At 34.9% G+C, this 14149-nt stretch carries 12 protein-coding genes; all 12 read right to left on the bottom strand.

What is annotated here, in order from left to right; genetic code table 11:
* Nucleotides 1-3 precede the first annotated feature (3 nt).
* The 12 genes from QPK98_RS01565 to QPK98_RS01510 all read right to left on the bottom strand — a co-directional run bounded on the left by QPK98_RS01565 (nucleotide 4) and on the right by QPK98_RS01510 (nucleotide 14145).
* Nucleotides 4-2328 (bottom strand): AAA family ATPase, encoded by a 2325-nt coding sequence (locus QPK98_RS01565; protein WP_310991251.1) that lies wholly within the window; start codon nucleotides 2326-2328, stop codon nucleotides 4-6.
* On the bottom strand, nucleotides 2325-3005 hold the full coding sequence (locus QPK98_RS01560; RefSeq protein WP_310991250.1) for an ABC-three component system middle component 1: 681 nt from the start codon (nucleotides 3003-3005) through the stop codon (nucleotides 2325-2327). Before QPK98_RS01560 ends, QPK98_RS01565 begins: the two co-directional genes overlap by 4 nt.
* Entirely contained in the window at nucleotides 3002-4303 is a 1302-nt protein-coding gene (locus QPK98_RS01555; protein WP_310991249.1) for an ABC-three component system protein, read from the bottom strand. The genes QPK98_RS01560 and QPK98_RS01555 overlap by 4 nt, the downstream gene beginning before the upstream one ends.
* Nucleotides 4304-4306: 3 nt before the next feature.
* Nucleotides 4307-5557: a restriction endonuclease subunit S gene (locus QPK98_RS01550; protein WP_310991248.1), complete on the bottom strand. Its 1251-nt coding sequence runs from the start codon at nucleotides 5555-5557 to the stop codon at nucleotides 4307-4309.
* Nucleotides 5554-7908, bottom strand: a complete 2355-nt coding sequence (locus QPK98_RS01545; protein ID WP_310991247.1) for a type I restriction-modification system subunit M — start codon at nucleotides 7906-7908, stop codon at nucleotides 5554-5556. The genes QPK98_RS01550 and QPK98_RS01545 overlap by 4 nt, the downstream gene beginning before the upstream one ends.
* The gene (locus QPK98_RS01540; protein WP_310991246.1) at nucleotides 7909-8760 is read right to left on the bottom strand and encodes a nucleotidyl transferase AbiEii/AbiGii toxin family protein; all 852 of its coding nucleotides are present in this window, start codon (nucleotides 8758-8760) and stop codon (nucleotides 7909-7911) included.
* On the bottom strand, nucleotides 8741-9742 hold the full coding sequence (locus tag QPK98_RS01535; RefSeq protein WP_310991245.1) for a type IV toxin-antitoxin system AbiEi family antitoxin: 1002 nt from the start codon (nucleotides 9740-9742) through the stop codon (nucleotides 8741-8743). Before QPK98_RS01535 ends, QPK98_RS01540 begins: the two co-directional genes overlap by 20 nt.
* Before the next feature lie 606 nt (nucleotides 9743-10348).
* A complete protein-coding gene (locus QPK98_RS01530) occupies nucleotides 10349-11203 on the bottom strand; it encodes a DUF4138 domain-containing protein (protein ID WP_310991244.1) in 855 nt (284 codons plus the stop codon).
* Nucleotides 11200-12129, bottom strand: coding sequence for a conjugative transposon protein TraM (gene traM, locus QPK98_RS01525; protein ID WP_310991243.1), 930 nt, complete (start codon nucleotides 12127-12129; stop codon nucleotides 11200-11202). The genes QPK98_RS01530 and traM overlap by 4 nt, the downstream gene beginning before the upstream one ends.
* Complete coding sequence (locus QPK98_RS01520; RefSeq protein ID WP_310991242.1) at nucleotides 12110-12733, bottom strand: conjugal transfer protein TraK; 624 nt, start codon at nucleotides 12731-12733, stop codon at nucleotides 12110-12112. Before QPK98_RS01520 ends, traM begins: the two co-directional genes overlap by 20 nt.
* 11 nt (nucleotides 12734-12744) lie before the next feature.
* Nucleotides 12745-13569, bottom strand: a complete 825-nt coding sequence (locus tag QPK98_RS01515; protein ID WP_310991241.1) for a hypothetical protein — start codon at nucleotides 13567-13569, stop codon at nucleotides 12745-12747.
* A 6-nt stretch (nucleotides 13570-13575) separates the two neighbouring features.
* The gene (locus QPK98_RS01510; RefSeq protein ID WP_310991240.1) at nucleotides 13576-14145 is read right to left on the bottom strand and encodes a conjugal transfer protein; all 570 of its coding nucleotides are present in this window, start codon (nucleotides 14143-14145) and stop codon (nucleotides 13576-13578) included.
* Nucleotides 14146-14149 lie beyond the last annotated feature (4 nt).

Below are 14149 nucleotides of genomic sequence, written 5' to 3'. Positions count from 1 at the left end.
GTATTAATTATCACTTACTCTACATCTCAACGTTTTAAGGTTAAATTTTTTAAATTTATACCTTACATAAGTCGACATATTTTGTTCGTGTGTTGAAAGAAAAATTTGGGTGTCCTTAAAATCATTTCGCAATACTTCAACGAAACCTGCTGTATTCATATCATCCATTGTCTGTACGGGATCATCAATTAGAAGCAGCTTGCTGGATGAGTACTTTTTATTTAGTGCCATTGTAAATGATATAACTAATGCTGACAATTGGCCGTTACTCATAGAAAATATGGCATCATAAGTTTTATCTGGTGTTGTTACGAATTTAATTTTGTTATTCTTATTTATTATAAAAAGTCCTAAACCACCGTAAAAATCTTGGACTATTCTTCCTGAATAAATATGAAAAAGAAGTTCTATATCTTTAATTAATTGGTCATTGTAAGATTTTAATGATTCTTGAAGTGATTTTACTATTTTACTTATTGTTGTTAATGAATTTTGACATTTAGACTTTTTTTCTTGAACATTTTTAATTTTCTGGGTTTTCTCTTTTAATGATGAACTGAGATATAAAGAATAACAATACCTCAAATAAAATTTCTTTTTATCAATATCTATTAATTTAATTTCTTTTAGAGAGTCAGGATTCTGATCAAAATATGAATTGTAAATTTCTTGAAAATAAGACTCTAGCTTATCTTCACTGTAAGTCTTTTTCTGCAATCGAAGAAACTCGATTAATTTATCTAATTTCTCCGTTGTTTCATCTATTTCAATATTTGTAGAAATAGATTCTGAATAATCAATTTTTAAAGATTTTAAAGTCTCCTTTATTTCCCTATCCAATCTTATTAAGTCTTTATCAAAGAAATCCTCTTCAAAATACTCTTCTCGATAAAGAAAGCTGTCTTGAAAGTCACTTAAAATTTCAATTAATTCTTCCACTTCATTTGACAAAAAGGATTCCTTAAGTTCAGTCAGTTCTGAATTTAGGTCTTTGTTCAAATCTTCTAATTCTATTTTCTGCTGCTCTATTTCTTTTAGCAATACTTCTTTGGATTCCCAATCGTATCCACATAACGGGCAGACACCGTTTTCCTCAATGTCAATGTGAAATTCCGTCAAATGTTTTCTAAGACTGTTATGAGAAGATAGGATGCGAGAATAAATCTTTGAAGCTTTACTTGAACTATCATAAACTTTTTTTAATTCTTCTAATTTATGTTCATAGTTAGAAATTGCGTCTTGAGATTCAATTCGATCTTTAATTTGTTCATCAATAGCATATTTATCATCCGCTAATTTTTCAAAAGAAAAATCATATAAATCTTCAGTTAGACTCTCAATTAAAAGTGATAATTCTTTTTCCAAGGATATTTTTTCCTCATCTTCTCTGAAATGATCATAATAATAGAGTCTTGATATTGCTTCATCATTATTAAGAATTCTGTCGAGTTTTGTATTGAAAATACTTTTAAAAAACGCGTCTTTATTTTGAACTAAATTTTTAATCTGTGGAAGTATTCCTATTTCCTTATCAAGGATTGATTCATAGGATGTTTTTTTGAAATCGATTTCTTCTGAGTCCCAACTGTAATCTTTGCCTTTAAATAACTTAATGAATTCCGTTTCTTCTTCTTTGAAGATGTCTTCTTTTATTGAATCTATTGCCTCTTGTAATTGATCTTCTTCATCTTTAAAGATTTCATTGAACTTTCTTAAACGCTCTTTAATGGTTGAGAATTTGGTAATTTTAATTTCAAATTCTTTTGTATTAAACAAGTAGCTAATACTATCCTGCTTGTCTTTTTCGTTTTTCTTCAACAGATATAAGCTGTCTTCCTGTTCTATATAATTAAGAAATTCAAAATCATCTTTATAATTGAGGCCTAAAAATTCAGTTATATAATCATCCCTTTTTTCATTATCTTCTTTTGGGTCATCCTCAAAATCTTCAAGAGCAAATAATTTAAAATCACTAAAGTCTAAATTATTACCAATATCTGCATGGGGTTGGGTTTGTCTCATCAGAAAATAATCTGTGCCCTCAAATTCAAATTGTACTTTCAAAGTAATCGGTGAACCGTCTCCTTCAATATTATATAATGGATTTTCAAGTCTTGTTTCCCGATTATCTATTAATTTATCTTTAAAATCATCATACCTTCTTATTTTTCCAGTAAAAATCAATTCAGTGGCATCAAAAAAAGTGGTTTTCCCAAAGCCATTCGGACCGTCGAAAACTATTAGTGAACTGTCTTGAAAATCAAATTCTCTTTCACTATAAACTTTAAAATTTTTGATGTAAAGTTTTTTGATTTTTATGCCCATCATTCTTCTTTTTCTTTTGTGATACTTGAATATAGTTCGTCGAACTCAATGTCTCCTAATTGACTTATCTTTTCCTCATCAAATTTTTCATCGATTCTTTTGAAAGACTTATAAAGATCCACTTGTTTAAGACTTTCATCAGATTCAGCGAATAGATTATCCAAACCTTTCTCCGTTTCGACATTTAATGTAATAAATGGTATTTTTTGTGAAATGGTATAAAGTAATTTATGCCAAGTGAACTCTGAGTAGTTTTCTTTATAATCATTGAAGACCAGTTCATCTGTCATTAGTTTTATAATACTTTCAGAATCACCATTTTGAGATTTTTCTTTCAGCACCCTTAAACTGTTTTGGTCATATCCAAGAACGTATTTTTTAAATTGAAAAGGATCTTCTTCTATAGTTAAAACTTCTTTTCTCCATTCTTTACTGTCTTCTCTTTCAGTTAAAATTAAAAGCGAAGTGTTTTTGTCAAAATCAGCTAACTCCATTTTCTTTTTACAACTTTCAAACCACTCATCCTGTAATTCTATAACATTCTGAAGTGTATCCACCTCGACTATTAACCAGTAGTAAATTATATCTGCCTCTGACTTCTTTTTAAAGAAAGTTAAGTTTGAAATTTCTGTAACCTCAAAATCTTCCTTTATGAATATATCGTGTATTAATGATTTCATTCTATTATTTTCTTTGCATTATTTAGCGATATCAGCCCAATGTCATACCACTTAACAATATGATTTTTTTTATCATTTTGCCCTTGTGATATTTCATTTTGAAGGTTGAGTTCGTCTTTTATACTTATAATATCAATACTTGTGGTTATGAGCTTATTGGACTCATAGGGCACGTCAATGTCTGTGCTTTTAATATTTTCATATATACGCTTACAGAGTTTATGTTTAGTTGCTTGACCTGTATTAATTGCTGTCGCTGTGTACCTCAAATTATCAGTGCCTTCCCAAGATAAGTTTTGTCCTATTTTGCCAGATGGCTTAACCAATTCAAATAAAATTTGGAGAAATGCATCTTTAAATTCGTCCTGTTGGACATTAAAATCCTTGAGTTCTTTTATTGTATCAAGTTTGACCTTCCTGTTTGGCAATAAAGATTGAATGAATTTTAATAAGGAATTTTTATCAAGTTCATTTATCTGTTGCAAATAATCGCTCAATTTTTCTTTTTCATCTTCGGTCAATGTTTCGCCTTTATCATCTAATTCTTCAGTGATTTCAAGACAAAACTCACAGTGGTATTGGTTTAAAAGCTCCTTAGTTAAAAACAAATAATAATCCTCGTTGTCAAGGGATTCCTGAGGATCAGTTTTTAGAATTACTTCAAAATCAGTGAGTGGTATTATTGAGTGGTAGGCACCTTCTCGAATTTTTACATCATTTTTATGGTTCTTACTGTGAATTTTTATAATTTGTCCACAAATTATTGTCTCTAATTTGTTTCTGAATATTTCCCGAGTATCTGAATTGTCAAATTGCTCTAAATTATGTTGCCTTAAATATTTACTTATCAGATTTCCACATTGTTCATCAATTTCTTCTAAAGGACAGAAGCAGTTGTCATCATACTGATCATAAATATCCATTTTAGGGTGTTTCTCCTTTATTTCATTTACACCTTTTTCGGTTTCGGTGGTCATATGGAAATATGCACCTTCACAAGGGTATTCATCAATTCTTTTTTCCAATTTCTCAAAAGCTACTTTATACGATGAGTAATGTGCGCTTTTCATTGCTTTTACTTGATGAAGAGTGATAGGATTTATCTCATCATCAATTTTTTCAACTATAGCAAAATCTTCCAACGAATCCAATTGCAGACTATATTTTACATTATCTGAATCAGCATTTAATAACTTTAAAACGTGATAAAGTGCAACCTTTCCTTGATATATAAACCCACTCCAAGTAGCTGCGGCTGTATGGATATCATTTGGATCTATTAATTGATTTACTGCCATAACTTAACTCACTTTAATTTTTCCCAATACACAACTATCTATCAAGCTTGCCTTATATTCTTTTAATTTTATAATAGCCTGTTCTTGTTGCTTAACGGCTTGATCTATTTTTTGGGATTGCGCATCAATGTAATTGACAATTTTCTCTTGCTCTTCTTTATGGGGGATTGGTATAAGAGTGTTTTTAATATAATCAGGATTTGCTCGTGGCATTTTAGAACCATAAGTTGATGAATCTATTTGATTGATAAACCTGAAGCTTAATATTATATTTTTTAAAAATTTGTTTGTTAGATTATCTGAAGAAATAAATGGTAGAAATTCTGAACTACAAAGACCATCGTGATCCGCTAAATATACCTTTGCTAAATAAGGTCTTAACTTGCCAAACAATACATCTCCAGACTTGTAAACATTAGCTAAACCTTCGGATTCACTTTCTGTTTCTTTTAATTTACCAGACCAAGACTCCACGTTCTCCATACCCAAGTAAGGAAGTTCACTTTCCTTAGCATACAGTTTATTATTTCTAATTTCTGAAACAAACTTCAACCGCTTCACTTCCCAATTTTCAGGAATCTCCCCAATCCAATTTACTCCTGAATCTTTCATCGGCACGTTTTCATTTAAACTCCGAGTTACTGCATTTTGTATTAAAGCTTGCTTACGCTCTTTAAGTAAGGCAATCATTTTTTCCTTTTGCGCTACGACGGTGTCCAATTTTCCGCAGGTTTCGTCTAAATAATTCGCGATAGCTTGTTGTTCGGGTTTTGGGGGAAGGGGCGTTTTTAAACTAAAAAACCAATCCTTTGGTATTGTATTCCTTAGCCCACGATACAAAAACTTTAATCCTTTTCTGCTATCAAGATTTAAATAATAGTAATACAAAAATAAACTATCGTTTTTTTCGGCAACAGACATTACAGTATATGCTCCAGTTATCATTCCTTCAAACTTTGATAACCCAACTGTTCTTGGTGTTTCTTCTACATCAAAAAGGCAAAAGATAAAATCATCCTTTTTCACTTCTTGATAGGTATTAAATTCCGCAGGGAATTTCCCTTCAGGATTTTCCATATCACGAAGTATTACTCCGTTTAAGGTTAATGACAATAAGTCATAATCTCTAGATTTCTTCCCAACTTGATTTTTTTTTATCTCAAATATATATTTGTTGGTTTTTGCTTCCCAATGCTCAGGAATTTTACCCAACCAATCTACGCCACTGTCTTTATATGCAGGATAGGTTTTCATAGGTTTACGCTGTTTAAAATATCCATAATCAAACCTTCACTCTTGGTTTCCAGTTCACGTATGTCTTTATCAATTTCATCTAGCGGGCGTAAGGCTTTGTGCTGGTAGAAATATTTGTTGAAACTAATTTCATACCCAATTTTGGTTTTATCCAAATCTATCCAAGACTCTTCCACGTGGGGTAAAACTTCCCTTAAAAAATAATCATAAATGGTTTCGTTTAAGGGAACATTTTCATAATCCCGTAAATCACTTTCACTCTCATAAATCGTGTAGGTGTCTTTGTTTCCACTCGGGAAATAGCCGAAATGGTGTAGTTTTGTGGGCGTGCAATCTAAATGGGCGCAAAGTTTTTCTAGTTTTTCACCTTTTACGGTTTTGGTGGCTTTGATTACTTTTTCAGCTTCAGGATCGTAAACACTCACCGCATCCAGAATGGCTTTTTTCTGAGAATTACTTAGTTTGATTTCCAATTTTTTAAGTGCTTTATTTACCTGTTTTGAAAAATGGTTAAAGTCCATAGACACCGCGTCTCCCATAACTTCATATAATTTGGTTGCGGTATCTATCAAGAATTTAGCATCTTCCCAGGTTTTCTTTGACGTCAGTTGGGTCTTCTTCTTGGAACTTAAACTAATCTCATTGGCCTCGCACCAGTTCAACAGTTCTTTTTTAAGACTGGGCAATTCCGTATAAACTTTGTCCCCGTAGGTTTGGTACGCGTATTCCATAGGCTCCTGCAACTGATTGTGGTAGCGCAAACCTTCAATGGCTTCTGTGGTAAATTGGGACCGCAGGCGTTTGGGGCGTTCGATGGTGACTTTATAATACCCAAAATCTTTATTGTCAAAAATTTTGCTGGCCAATTGATCGTCTTCTAGGCGTTCTTTGGATTCCGAATTGAGAAAAGTCTGCGTGATTTCTGCAATATGTGCCGCCGAAAATTCACAATTTTTCTGTCCGAGGTTTTTTCGTAATTTTTGATAAAGCGGTTGCGCATCGATGAGTTGTACTTTGCCTTGTCGTTCTTTGGTTTTATTATTGCTAAGCAACCAAATATAAGTGGTAATGCCGGTATTGTAAAATAGGTTATTGGGCAGTTGCACAATGGCTTCAAGCAAATCGTTTTCAATTAAATAACGCCTAATGTTGCTTTCCCCACTGCCTGCATCACCAGTAAAAAGGCTACTGCCATTATGAACGCTAGCAATACGACTTCCGAGTGGACTTTGCTTTAAACTTTTCATTTTAGACACCATTTCCATCAAAAACAATAATTGTCCATCGCTGCTTCTGGGGATGGCTTTTTCGGTGTCGGTTTCTTGCCAGTAATTGGAAAGTTGAATAGTGAAACGTGGGTCGATAATATCCTTTCCGTCTTTGATATATTTCTGCTCACTAGCCCAGCTTTTTCCATAAGGCGGATTTGACAGCATAAAGTCGAAGTTATTTCCGGAAAATTCATCGGTAGAAAGCGTGGACCCCAGTCGTATATTTTGCGGGTCGTTGCCTTTGATCATCATATCACTTTTACAAATGGCATAGGTCTCGTCATTGATTTCCTTTCCGAATAAATAGACATCGCCTTTAGCTTGAATGGCGCCGTTTTCATCTTTAATAAAATTCTGGCTTTCCGTGAGCATTCCACCGCTACCACAAGCCGGATCGTAAATGGTCATTACCGGTGGCAGTTGATCCTTGACGGGTTTAAAAACCAAATGTGTCATTAGTTCAATTACTTCACGCGGTGTAAAGTGCTCCCCGGCTTCTTCGTTGTTTTCTTCGTTGAATTTCCGGATGAGTTCCTCAAACACATAGCCCATTCCCAAGTTGGATAGTGCCGGTAATTTATAACCATCTGGATCTTTTTTTTCAAAAGGTGTCAAGTTGATGTGAGGTGACGTGAATTTCTCCAGTACATCGAGTAATACATCTTTAGAAGCCATATGTTTAACCTGGCGTCCCAAGTTGAATTTTGAAATGATTTCCTTGACGTTATCGCTAAACCCGAGGATGTAATCTTCAAAATTGGCCAAGAGAATGCTCTGGTTGTTGGAAGCAGTATCTTTCAGCAATTGCAGCGTCCATTTACTGGTGTTGTAAAACTCATAGCCGGAAGCCGTTTTTAAACCTTCAGATTCCAACTCGGTAAAACCGGCTTCTACGGTTTGGAACTGAACTTCGTCCATAACCTCCTGTTTAGACGGTTCGAGTAAGGCATCCAATCGGCGCAAAACGACCATTGGTAAGATGACGTCGCGGTATTTTCCGCGTACATATACATCGCGCAAGCAATCGTCTGCAATAGACCAGATAAAAGCTATAAGTTTAGAATGCGAATTTTGAGTCATTTATTTTTCGTTTAATCCATTAACTATATTTTGAATGCATTGTAGCACTTCGTCATAGTTTAAGGATTTATGGGTTTCTATTATTTGATTAATCAATTTACTTTCTTCCTTTTTATCGATTTCTTCGTTTAAGATTTTAAGAATAGAGTCAACTGTTTCTGTGTGTTTTTCTAATAATTCTTTGCTATCCTTTCCTAAAAGCACCGCTCCTCCAGTAGTGTTTCTGAATGGCTCTTGCCCATATATAACATCATAATAGTGGGTAGCCGCTCTTTCTTCGTGAATGGATAAGTAGTTTTCTAAAATAAAACCTATATCATCTGCATCTTTATTGTTACGCTGGTGGCGATCTTTCCAGGCAATTACTTTCAGTATAAAAATAGCGCTGAGTGTCGCAATTTTGATTTCGGTTTCATCGTCTATACGAACGGGCAATACAGACTCATCAGCAGCTGTAAAACCCAAAACCGACATCGCCATTTCTTCATTGGGAGGCCAAAATATCTTGTGATCCTTTTTCATTATTTCTCCAAAAGGCACAATATCCAGTTGAAACTTGTCTTTATAAATGAACCGTTGCTTTTGATCCTTGTCTTTGGTGAAATTTTCAAGCTTTACAAGGTCCTGTTCCACTTTAAGCCATTGTTCCCAATCATTTACGGTAATCGCAATATCGAGATCGTAGGTTAAACGACCGGATTGCGCATCGTGTAATTCCATAATGATATCCCGTGCGGTGGCGCCGATTACAAAAAAGGAAATACCGGCTTCTTTGAAGTAGCTGGTAAGTTCCAACAGAATTGGCTTCAACAGTGGATGTGTAAATTTTTCGCTAGATATGTTGTAGCTCATTCTCTAGTATTTTTTTTGCGGTCTCGATATTTCTTCCATACCCGCTATTCATTAAATCGGCATATACTAAAAGTGGGGGTGCCACTTGGTTGTTGGTTTCGTTATTTTTCCAAAATTTTTGCAGAACTTCAACAGCGCCTTCTTCACTTGGAACCAAGCGCAGTTTATTGGCTACATAAGAAAGGTCTAAATCTGTGAAAATGGTAAATTTTTCAGGTCTTAGGCTTTCTGTTAGAATTGCGCCCCCGGGCTCTCCGCCCCAAAGAATGGAACCAGTTGCAGTATGTAAATCTATATTTTGCCAGTTTCTTAAATGCTCCTGATCTATAAACCGCATTCGCTTTCTTAGAATTCGAGGTCTAAGAGTCGCATTATAATCGACCACCCAACGTTCAACTAGTTCTGTCTTATTTTTAAGAACTCGTTTATCGTTAGTTTTCAGCAAATAATTTAGAGCTTCAAGTTCGGCCATTACGTTACTCACTGAGCCTACGGAAACATCGGCTTGTTCCGCTATTCTTCTGTAAGAATCTTGAAGGTTTTCTGGTTTATTTAATAAATGAAAAATAATTTTCAAACCTGTTTCTTGAAAAGCACGGGATTGATTTGTTTTGTCCTTTTTGGTGCTTTTTTGACCTTCTATAAAAATCGCTAAATCTTGATGTTTTATATAAGCATTGCCCGCAACATCGATGTAATTAATACCACGTTCCTTTAATTCTTGAGTTGCTTTTTTAGAAATGTATTCGGCTATTAAAATAATAGGTCTGCTATTGTTATTTTTTAGTTCCTCCAGTTGAGATAAAATGAGGCCTTGGTTAGAGGTTCTAACAGCAGATCTGCTCTCTACAACAAACTGTGTGTTGTATACAGTCAATAGCGCATCATAGTCAGCCCTATTGCTATCTACCTGAATAGGTACATTGATAAGTTCTTCCAGCTTAGAAGTTGCTTCGTAAATCAAGTCATTGTTGCGATACATAATCTTTTCTGTTCATTGCTTTACATTGTTCAGTGACAATGAACCTTCAAATATAATGAACAAAAGCAAACAAACAAGCGACTATCTAAAAAATTCGATGAGTGGAATGTAAAAAACAATTTAATTAACTGCCGAAAAATAAATAAAATAGAAATTTGTAATGTATTGAAATAAACCTTCATTTTCTAATTGTCGTTTCACCATCACGACAATTAGATTGAACTTTTTTATCTAAAAAGTTCCTTATCTTTTAGCTCATTATGTGTAACCTTCCATTTTCCATCCTTCTTGACCAATTTAAAAAGTCGTAAGCGGTGGAATATTTTATCCAAACCACTTCGCCTTCCACCACTTCACCTTCCACCGCTTCCTCCACCACCTTAAAATTAGGTTTAGAGTGTTCATCCTCTGCAAATATTTCTTGTATGCTCGAAAAATTAGCATATCCTGAAGCTGTTGTATATTCCTTTAAGGTTGCTTTGTTCCCCGTGGTAAAAGCTTTCGACTACAAAATTTACAGTCTCTGAGGGCGATAAATCCTGATTTCTTGCACAGGATAGGAATAATACTACTAACGAAAAAATGGCTATTCTTTTCATAACACTATTAATTTGGATTATTAATATATCGATGGGATATTCTCAATTCAATATTGCGTTCGCCATTTTTTTCATTCAACTCTAAAATTGCCCGCCGATCATTGGACAAAGAGAATTTGGGCATTACATAAACCAAGTTCACCGTTCCGTATTCTACAAGCTTATCCGGTAAATTATGTTTGTAAATCGGTTCTTGGTATAAGCGTTGTAAAGATTTCTTTTTGCCTTTCTTCCGTGTTTCAATGGAAAGTTTCAAGAAATTCAAATCGTAATCCAAGGTAGATTTATTTTCTATTTGGATAACGAAATAGAGTTCATCTTTATCAAAAACAATATTCTCGACACTCAAAACGATACCTTCGTTTCGCTTTTTAATCCGACCTATACGCTGCTTTCTGTCAAGAAGATAAGAACAGAATTTTTGATAATAATAGGTGTTGTTATCAACACTTTTCTCAGCAGCTTTGGCCGAAACGAAATCTTTTACAATTGGCGTTTCATTCCCGATACTGCTGGTAATAGGAATGAAATAATTCAGCTGATCAAGATGCTTCTTATATCTTACAATATACGAAAATATTGAACCGTCGTTGTTGATAATCAAAAGATTACTTTCTCTTCCCGGTTTTGCCTGTAGTAAACCTAAGTGTTGTTCTTTTTCGCGATTAAAAGTAAAGACGAAATTATCGGCTCCGGTTATGCCTTGGCGTATGGGCTCGGGAAAGAACAAAGCCACATTCTTGGTATCGTTCGCATAAATTGTATCCAGTGATTTTTGTGGAAGCTCATTAACTTGTCCCAGAGTTTGTTTTGGTGTAAAAGTGCTAATCACAAAGGCTAATATTAAAAGTATATTTTTCATAGTTTTGGTTTTAAAATGAGTTTATAATTGTTGAGAACCGTAACCTTAACGTTACGGTTGTTGCGCCGAAGAATTTTTGTTATACCGCCGACCTGCGGGACAGTGGGAATGTTAATATCACCAATGATATCGTCCAGAACCTCACTGGTGGCTTCCGCCCGGAAGTTATTTTCTACATAAATACCTTCGCTGCCGTCTTGCAAATCAAAAGCTTTTAGATTAGTGGGATGATGTTGAATGTTCTCAATCTCGATCAGCGCCCGATTAGGCTGAAAGCTGATAAAGCCAAATATCAAACTGTTTTTTAGCATTGTTTTACCGTTTATAATGGCAGTTTTGGTAAGCCGCATCCGCAACCGTGAATTTGCTTTGACCACTTGGTCGCCATCAACTTTCGCATAGATAGCTTTGTCTGTATTTCCCAGTATAGCCGATTCATTGACTTTTGGTGCAGCTGCGAAAAAAAGTTGATGTTCCAAACCTAGTTCCTTGACCTGAATTTGCTGTTCTCTTTTTATTTCAGCGGAATCAATTGTTGAAGTTTTCGTTAGAGATACTCTTTTGCTTTCAAAATTACTATAACCTTTATTGGAATATTGAATCTTGTTTGCGTCGTAAATGCTATCCACAATACGTTCTTTTTCTAATTCCGGTAAATCCGGATTGTACAACCCTGTGGAGTCCAACAATTTTTCATCATAAATACTGGGCGCGTTGGTTTCACGTACTTCTTTTAAATCATTGATGGCGTCCAGTTTGGAATCGTATTCTTTTTGATCTTGCTCCAATTTAGGAACGACGGTCTGTTTAAGGTTTTTATTTTCACTTTCATCATCGCCCATCACCATCAAGGAATAGGAAATCAGGAATATGAATATTACGACCAGCACGGCCGCAAACACGATTTTATTTTTTTCTATTTTCATCGTTTAGTTTTTTAAGGGTGTTCTCAAAATATTCGGTTATCAATAATCCGTGCGGATTATTGGGAAAGTTTCTATCTACGTGAATTAATTTTCCCGAAGAAACCAATTCATAGGTGTCAGTGATTGAACCACGGTTTATTTCAAAAATACTAGTCGTGGAAAAGCTGTAATTTCCATCACTTTCGTTGATTTTGGAATCAATGCTCAACACCTTTTGAACCAAAGAATATTGCAGTAATCGGTTATAAACGCCATCTGCTTTTTTCTGACGATAAAGATTGTCCACAGAACTATTGCCTAACCAAAGCGCTTTTTCCAAATTGTTCTCATAGTTGCTCGCATCAATGTTATAAAAATATCTGTGGAACAATTCCAAATGTGCCAGAGCTTCGACCCTAAAATTCTCTTTTTGAGTCACGAGCTTCAGCGGAATGATACTGCCATCGGTATTGATTGCAAAGGCGCTATTGAGCGCTTTTTGATTTGTAGTAAATGCTATCCAGATAGAAAAGCTACTGGAGAGAAATGCGAAGACAATAACCGCTAAGACGATAAAACGATTCAGTTTTAATATTTTGTATATGTTCGTGTAAGGTGTATTCATAGTGTTCGGAATTAGTTGGTAAACAATCGAAGTGTAAAAGAAGTGGCACGCTTGTAAAGTTTAAATTTTAAAAAGACGATAAAGCCAACCGAGCCCAACTGAACCACTGGTGCAAAGAAGCCTTCGCCGACATCAGTACCGAATAGATTTGTCCAGAAATTTGTATTGAGTTCGGTGTAAATTGCATTCACAAAAACATTGACGAGGAAAAAAGCTGGCACGAGCATATATACCGCGGCATAAAGTTTAAAGAAAGTATAGGCCAGTGAACGGAATTTTTCAAATACGGCAAGACTTATGACCAATGGAAAAAAGGCCTGCATAATGCCAAGAAGAAAGAAACGTTCCGCCAAAAACAGCGGATAGATGAACAAATCTAATATCCATAAGATTACCCCTATAATAAAGGCGAGAATCTTAAAACCATAGAGAGGTGTTACCAAGGCTTCATAAAGCAAAGTCATCGCATTTTTTGCGGCATCTATAAGGTTTACATCCTCTTCTATTGGAATATCCTGCATCTGTAAGGGAAGTAAGGCAGGTGCGGTTCCACGATATTGTGCCTCTATTGAAACCAAGATGCTATCGAAAAAGCCTAACACTTGTGTCGAGAAAATGACCAAAAGGACTATGGCAAAATTCTTTGCTAATTCCCCAGGACTTAGTCCCCAGGTATAACCATCTTTATTTGCAATCCCTTCATTATATTTTTTAAGGATATTGATTAGGAAAAACAAAATCGCAAGGGTTTTCATTCCAGCAATGGTATATTGTGAGAAGCTGCTGTTCTGTATCGTTTGAAAAACGGTATCGATATATTCTAGTCCGATTGACATTATTGTTTAATATTCAGTTTCACGGTTATTGACTTTATCCTGCATTTTTCGGAAAGAAATAATATCACGATAGCGTTTGGTTTTAGTAGTAATGTTGGATAGCATTTCCTTTGATTCTTTCTCTTTTTCCTTGAGAACTTCAGCACGTTCCGCATCGCTCATTTTCAGATAGTCACTGGACAGAACTTCGTCAATAAAATCTACCGTTTCCAGAGAGTTTTGAACGATAGCATCAAACGATTCTACAACCCGATTGACTTCATCGGGTTTGATGTAAGGCGAATTCAAAATGTCCTGCAAATCAGTTTGCATTACAGTCATGAGTCGCTGGTTGTTGTTTGCAATTTCTTGAACAGCATTGAGCTGTTGTACTACACTCGATACTTTCTCGATGGCTTCTTTTGCATCTTTTAAGAATTTTACCGACTTAATCATTTGCGCGGTCTGTTTACCAGATTCTACCAATTGTTTTACCAAACTCACAAAGTTTGTATTGTCATACACAGGCATTCCTTGGGCTTTCATATTAAAGCTAAAAAGGAGTGCCATTCCGAGGATTAGAATTGTTTTCTTCATAATA

Source organism: Aequorivita marina, from assembly GCF_031631895.2.
In the GTDB taxonomy this organism is placed as follows: domain Bacteria; phylum Bacteroidota; class Bacteroidia; order Flavobacteriales; family Flavobacteriaceae; genus Aequorivita; species Aequorivita marina.
This window is presented reverse-complemented; position numbering and strand designations above follow the sequence as displayed.

Excerpts from the sequence above, each read along its gene's own strand:
- QPK98_RS01520 (WP_310991242.1), bottom strand. The coding sequence starts at position 12,733 with ATGAATACACCTTACACGAACATATACAAAATATTAAAACTGAATCGT.
- QPK98_RS01565 (WP_310991251.1), bottom strand. The coding sequence starts at position 2,328 with ATGATGGGCATAAAAATCAAAAAACTTTACATCAAAAATTTTAAAGTT.
- QPK98_RS01560 (WP_310991250.1), bottom strand. The coding sequence starts at position 3,005 with ATGAAATCATTAATACACGATATATTCATAAAGGAAGATTTTGAGGTT.
- QPK98_RS01550 (WP_310991248.1), bottom strand. The coding sequence starts at position 5,557 with ATGAAAACCTATCCTGCATATAAAGACAGTGGCGTAGATTGGTTGGGT.
- QPK98_RS01510 (WP_310991240.1), bottom strand. The coding sequence starts at position 14,145 with ATGAAGAAAACAATTCTAATCCTCGGAATGGCACTCCTTTTTAGCTTT.
- QPK98_RS01535 (WP_310991245.1), bottom strand. The coding sequence starts at position 9,742 with ATGTATCGCAACAATGACTTGATTTACGAAGCAACTTCTAAGCTGGAA.
- QPK98_RS01545 (WP_310991247.1), bottom strand. The coding sequence starts at position 7,908 with ATGACTCAAAATTCGCATTCTAAACTTATAGCTTTTATCTGGTCTATT.
- QPK98_RS01530 (WP_310991244.1), bottom strand. The coding sequence starts at position 11,203 with ATGAAAAATATACTTTTAATATTAGCCTTTGTGATTAGCACTTTTACA.
- QPK98_RS01540 (WP_310991246.1), bottom strand. The coding sequence starts at position 8,760 with ATGAGCTACAACATATCTAGCGAAAAATTTACACATCCACTGTTGAAG.
- traM (WP_310991243.1), bottom strand. The coding sequence starts at position 12,129 with ATGAAAATAGAAAAAAATAAAATCGTGTTTGCGGCCGTGCTGGTCGTA.
- QPK98_RS01515 (WP_310991241.1), bottom strand. The coding sequence starts at position 13,569 with ATGTCAATCGGACTAGAATATATCGATACCGTTTTTCAAACGATACAG.
- QPK98_RS01555 (WP_310991249.1), bottom strand. The coding sequence starts at position 4,303 with ATGGCAGTAAATCAATTAATAGATCCAAATGATATCCATACAGCCGCA.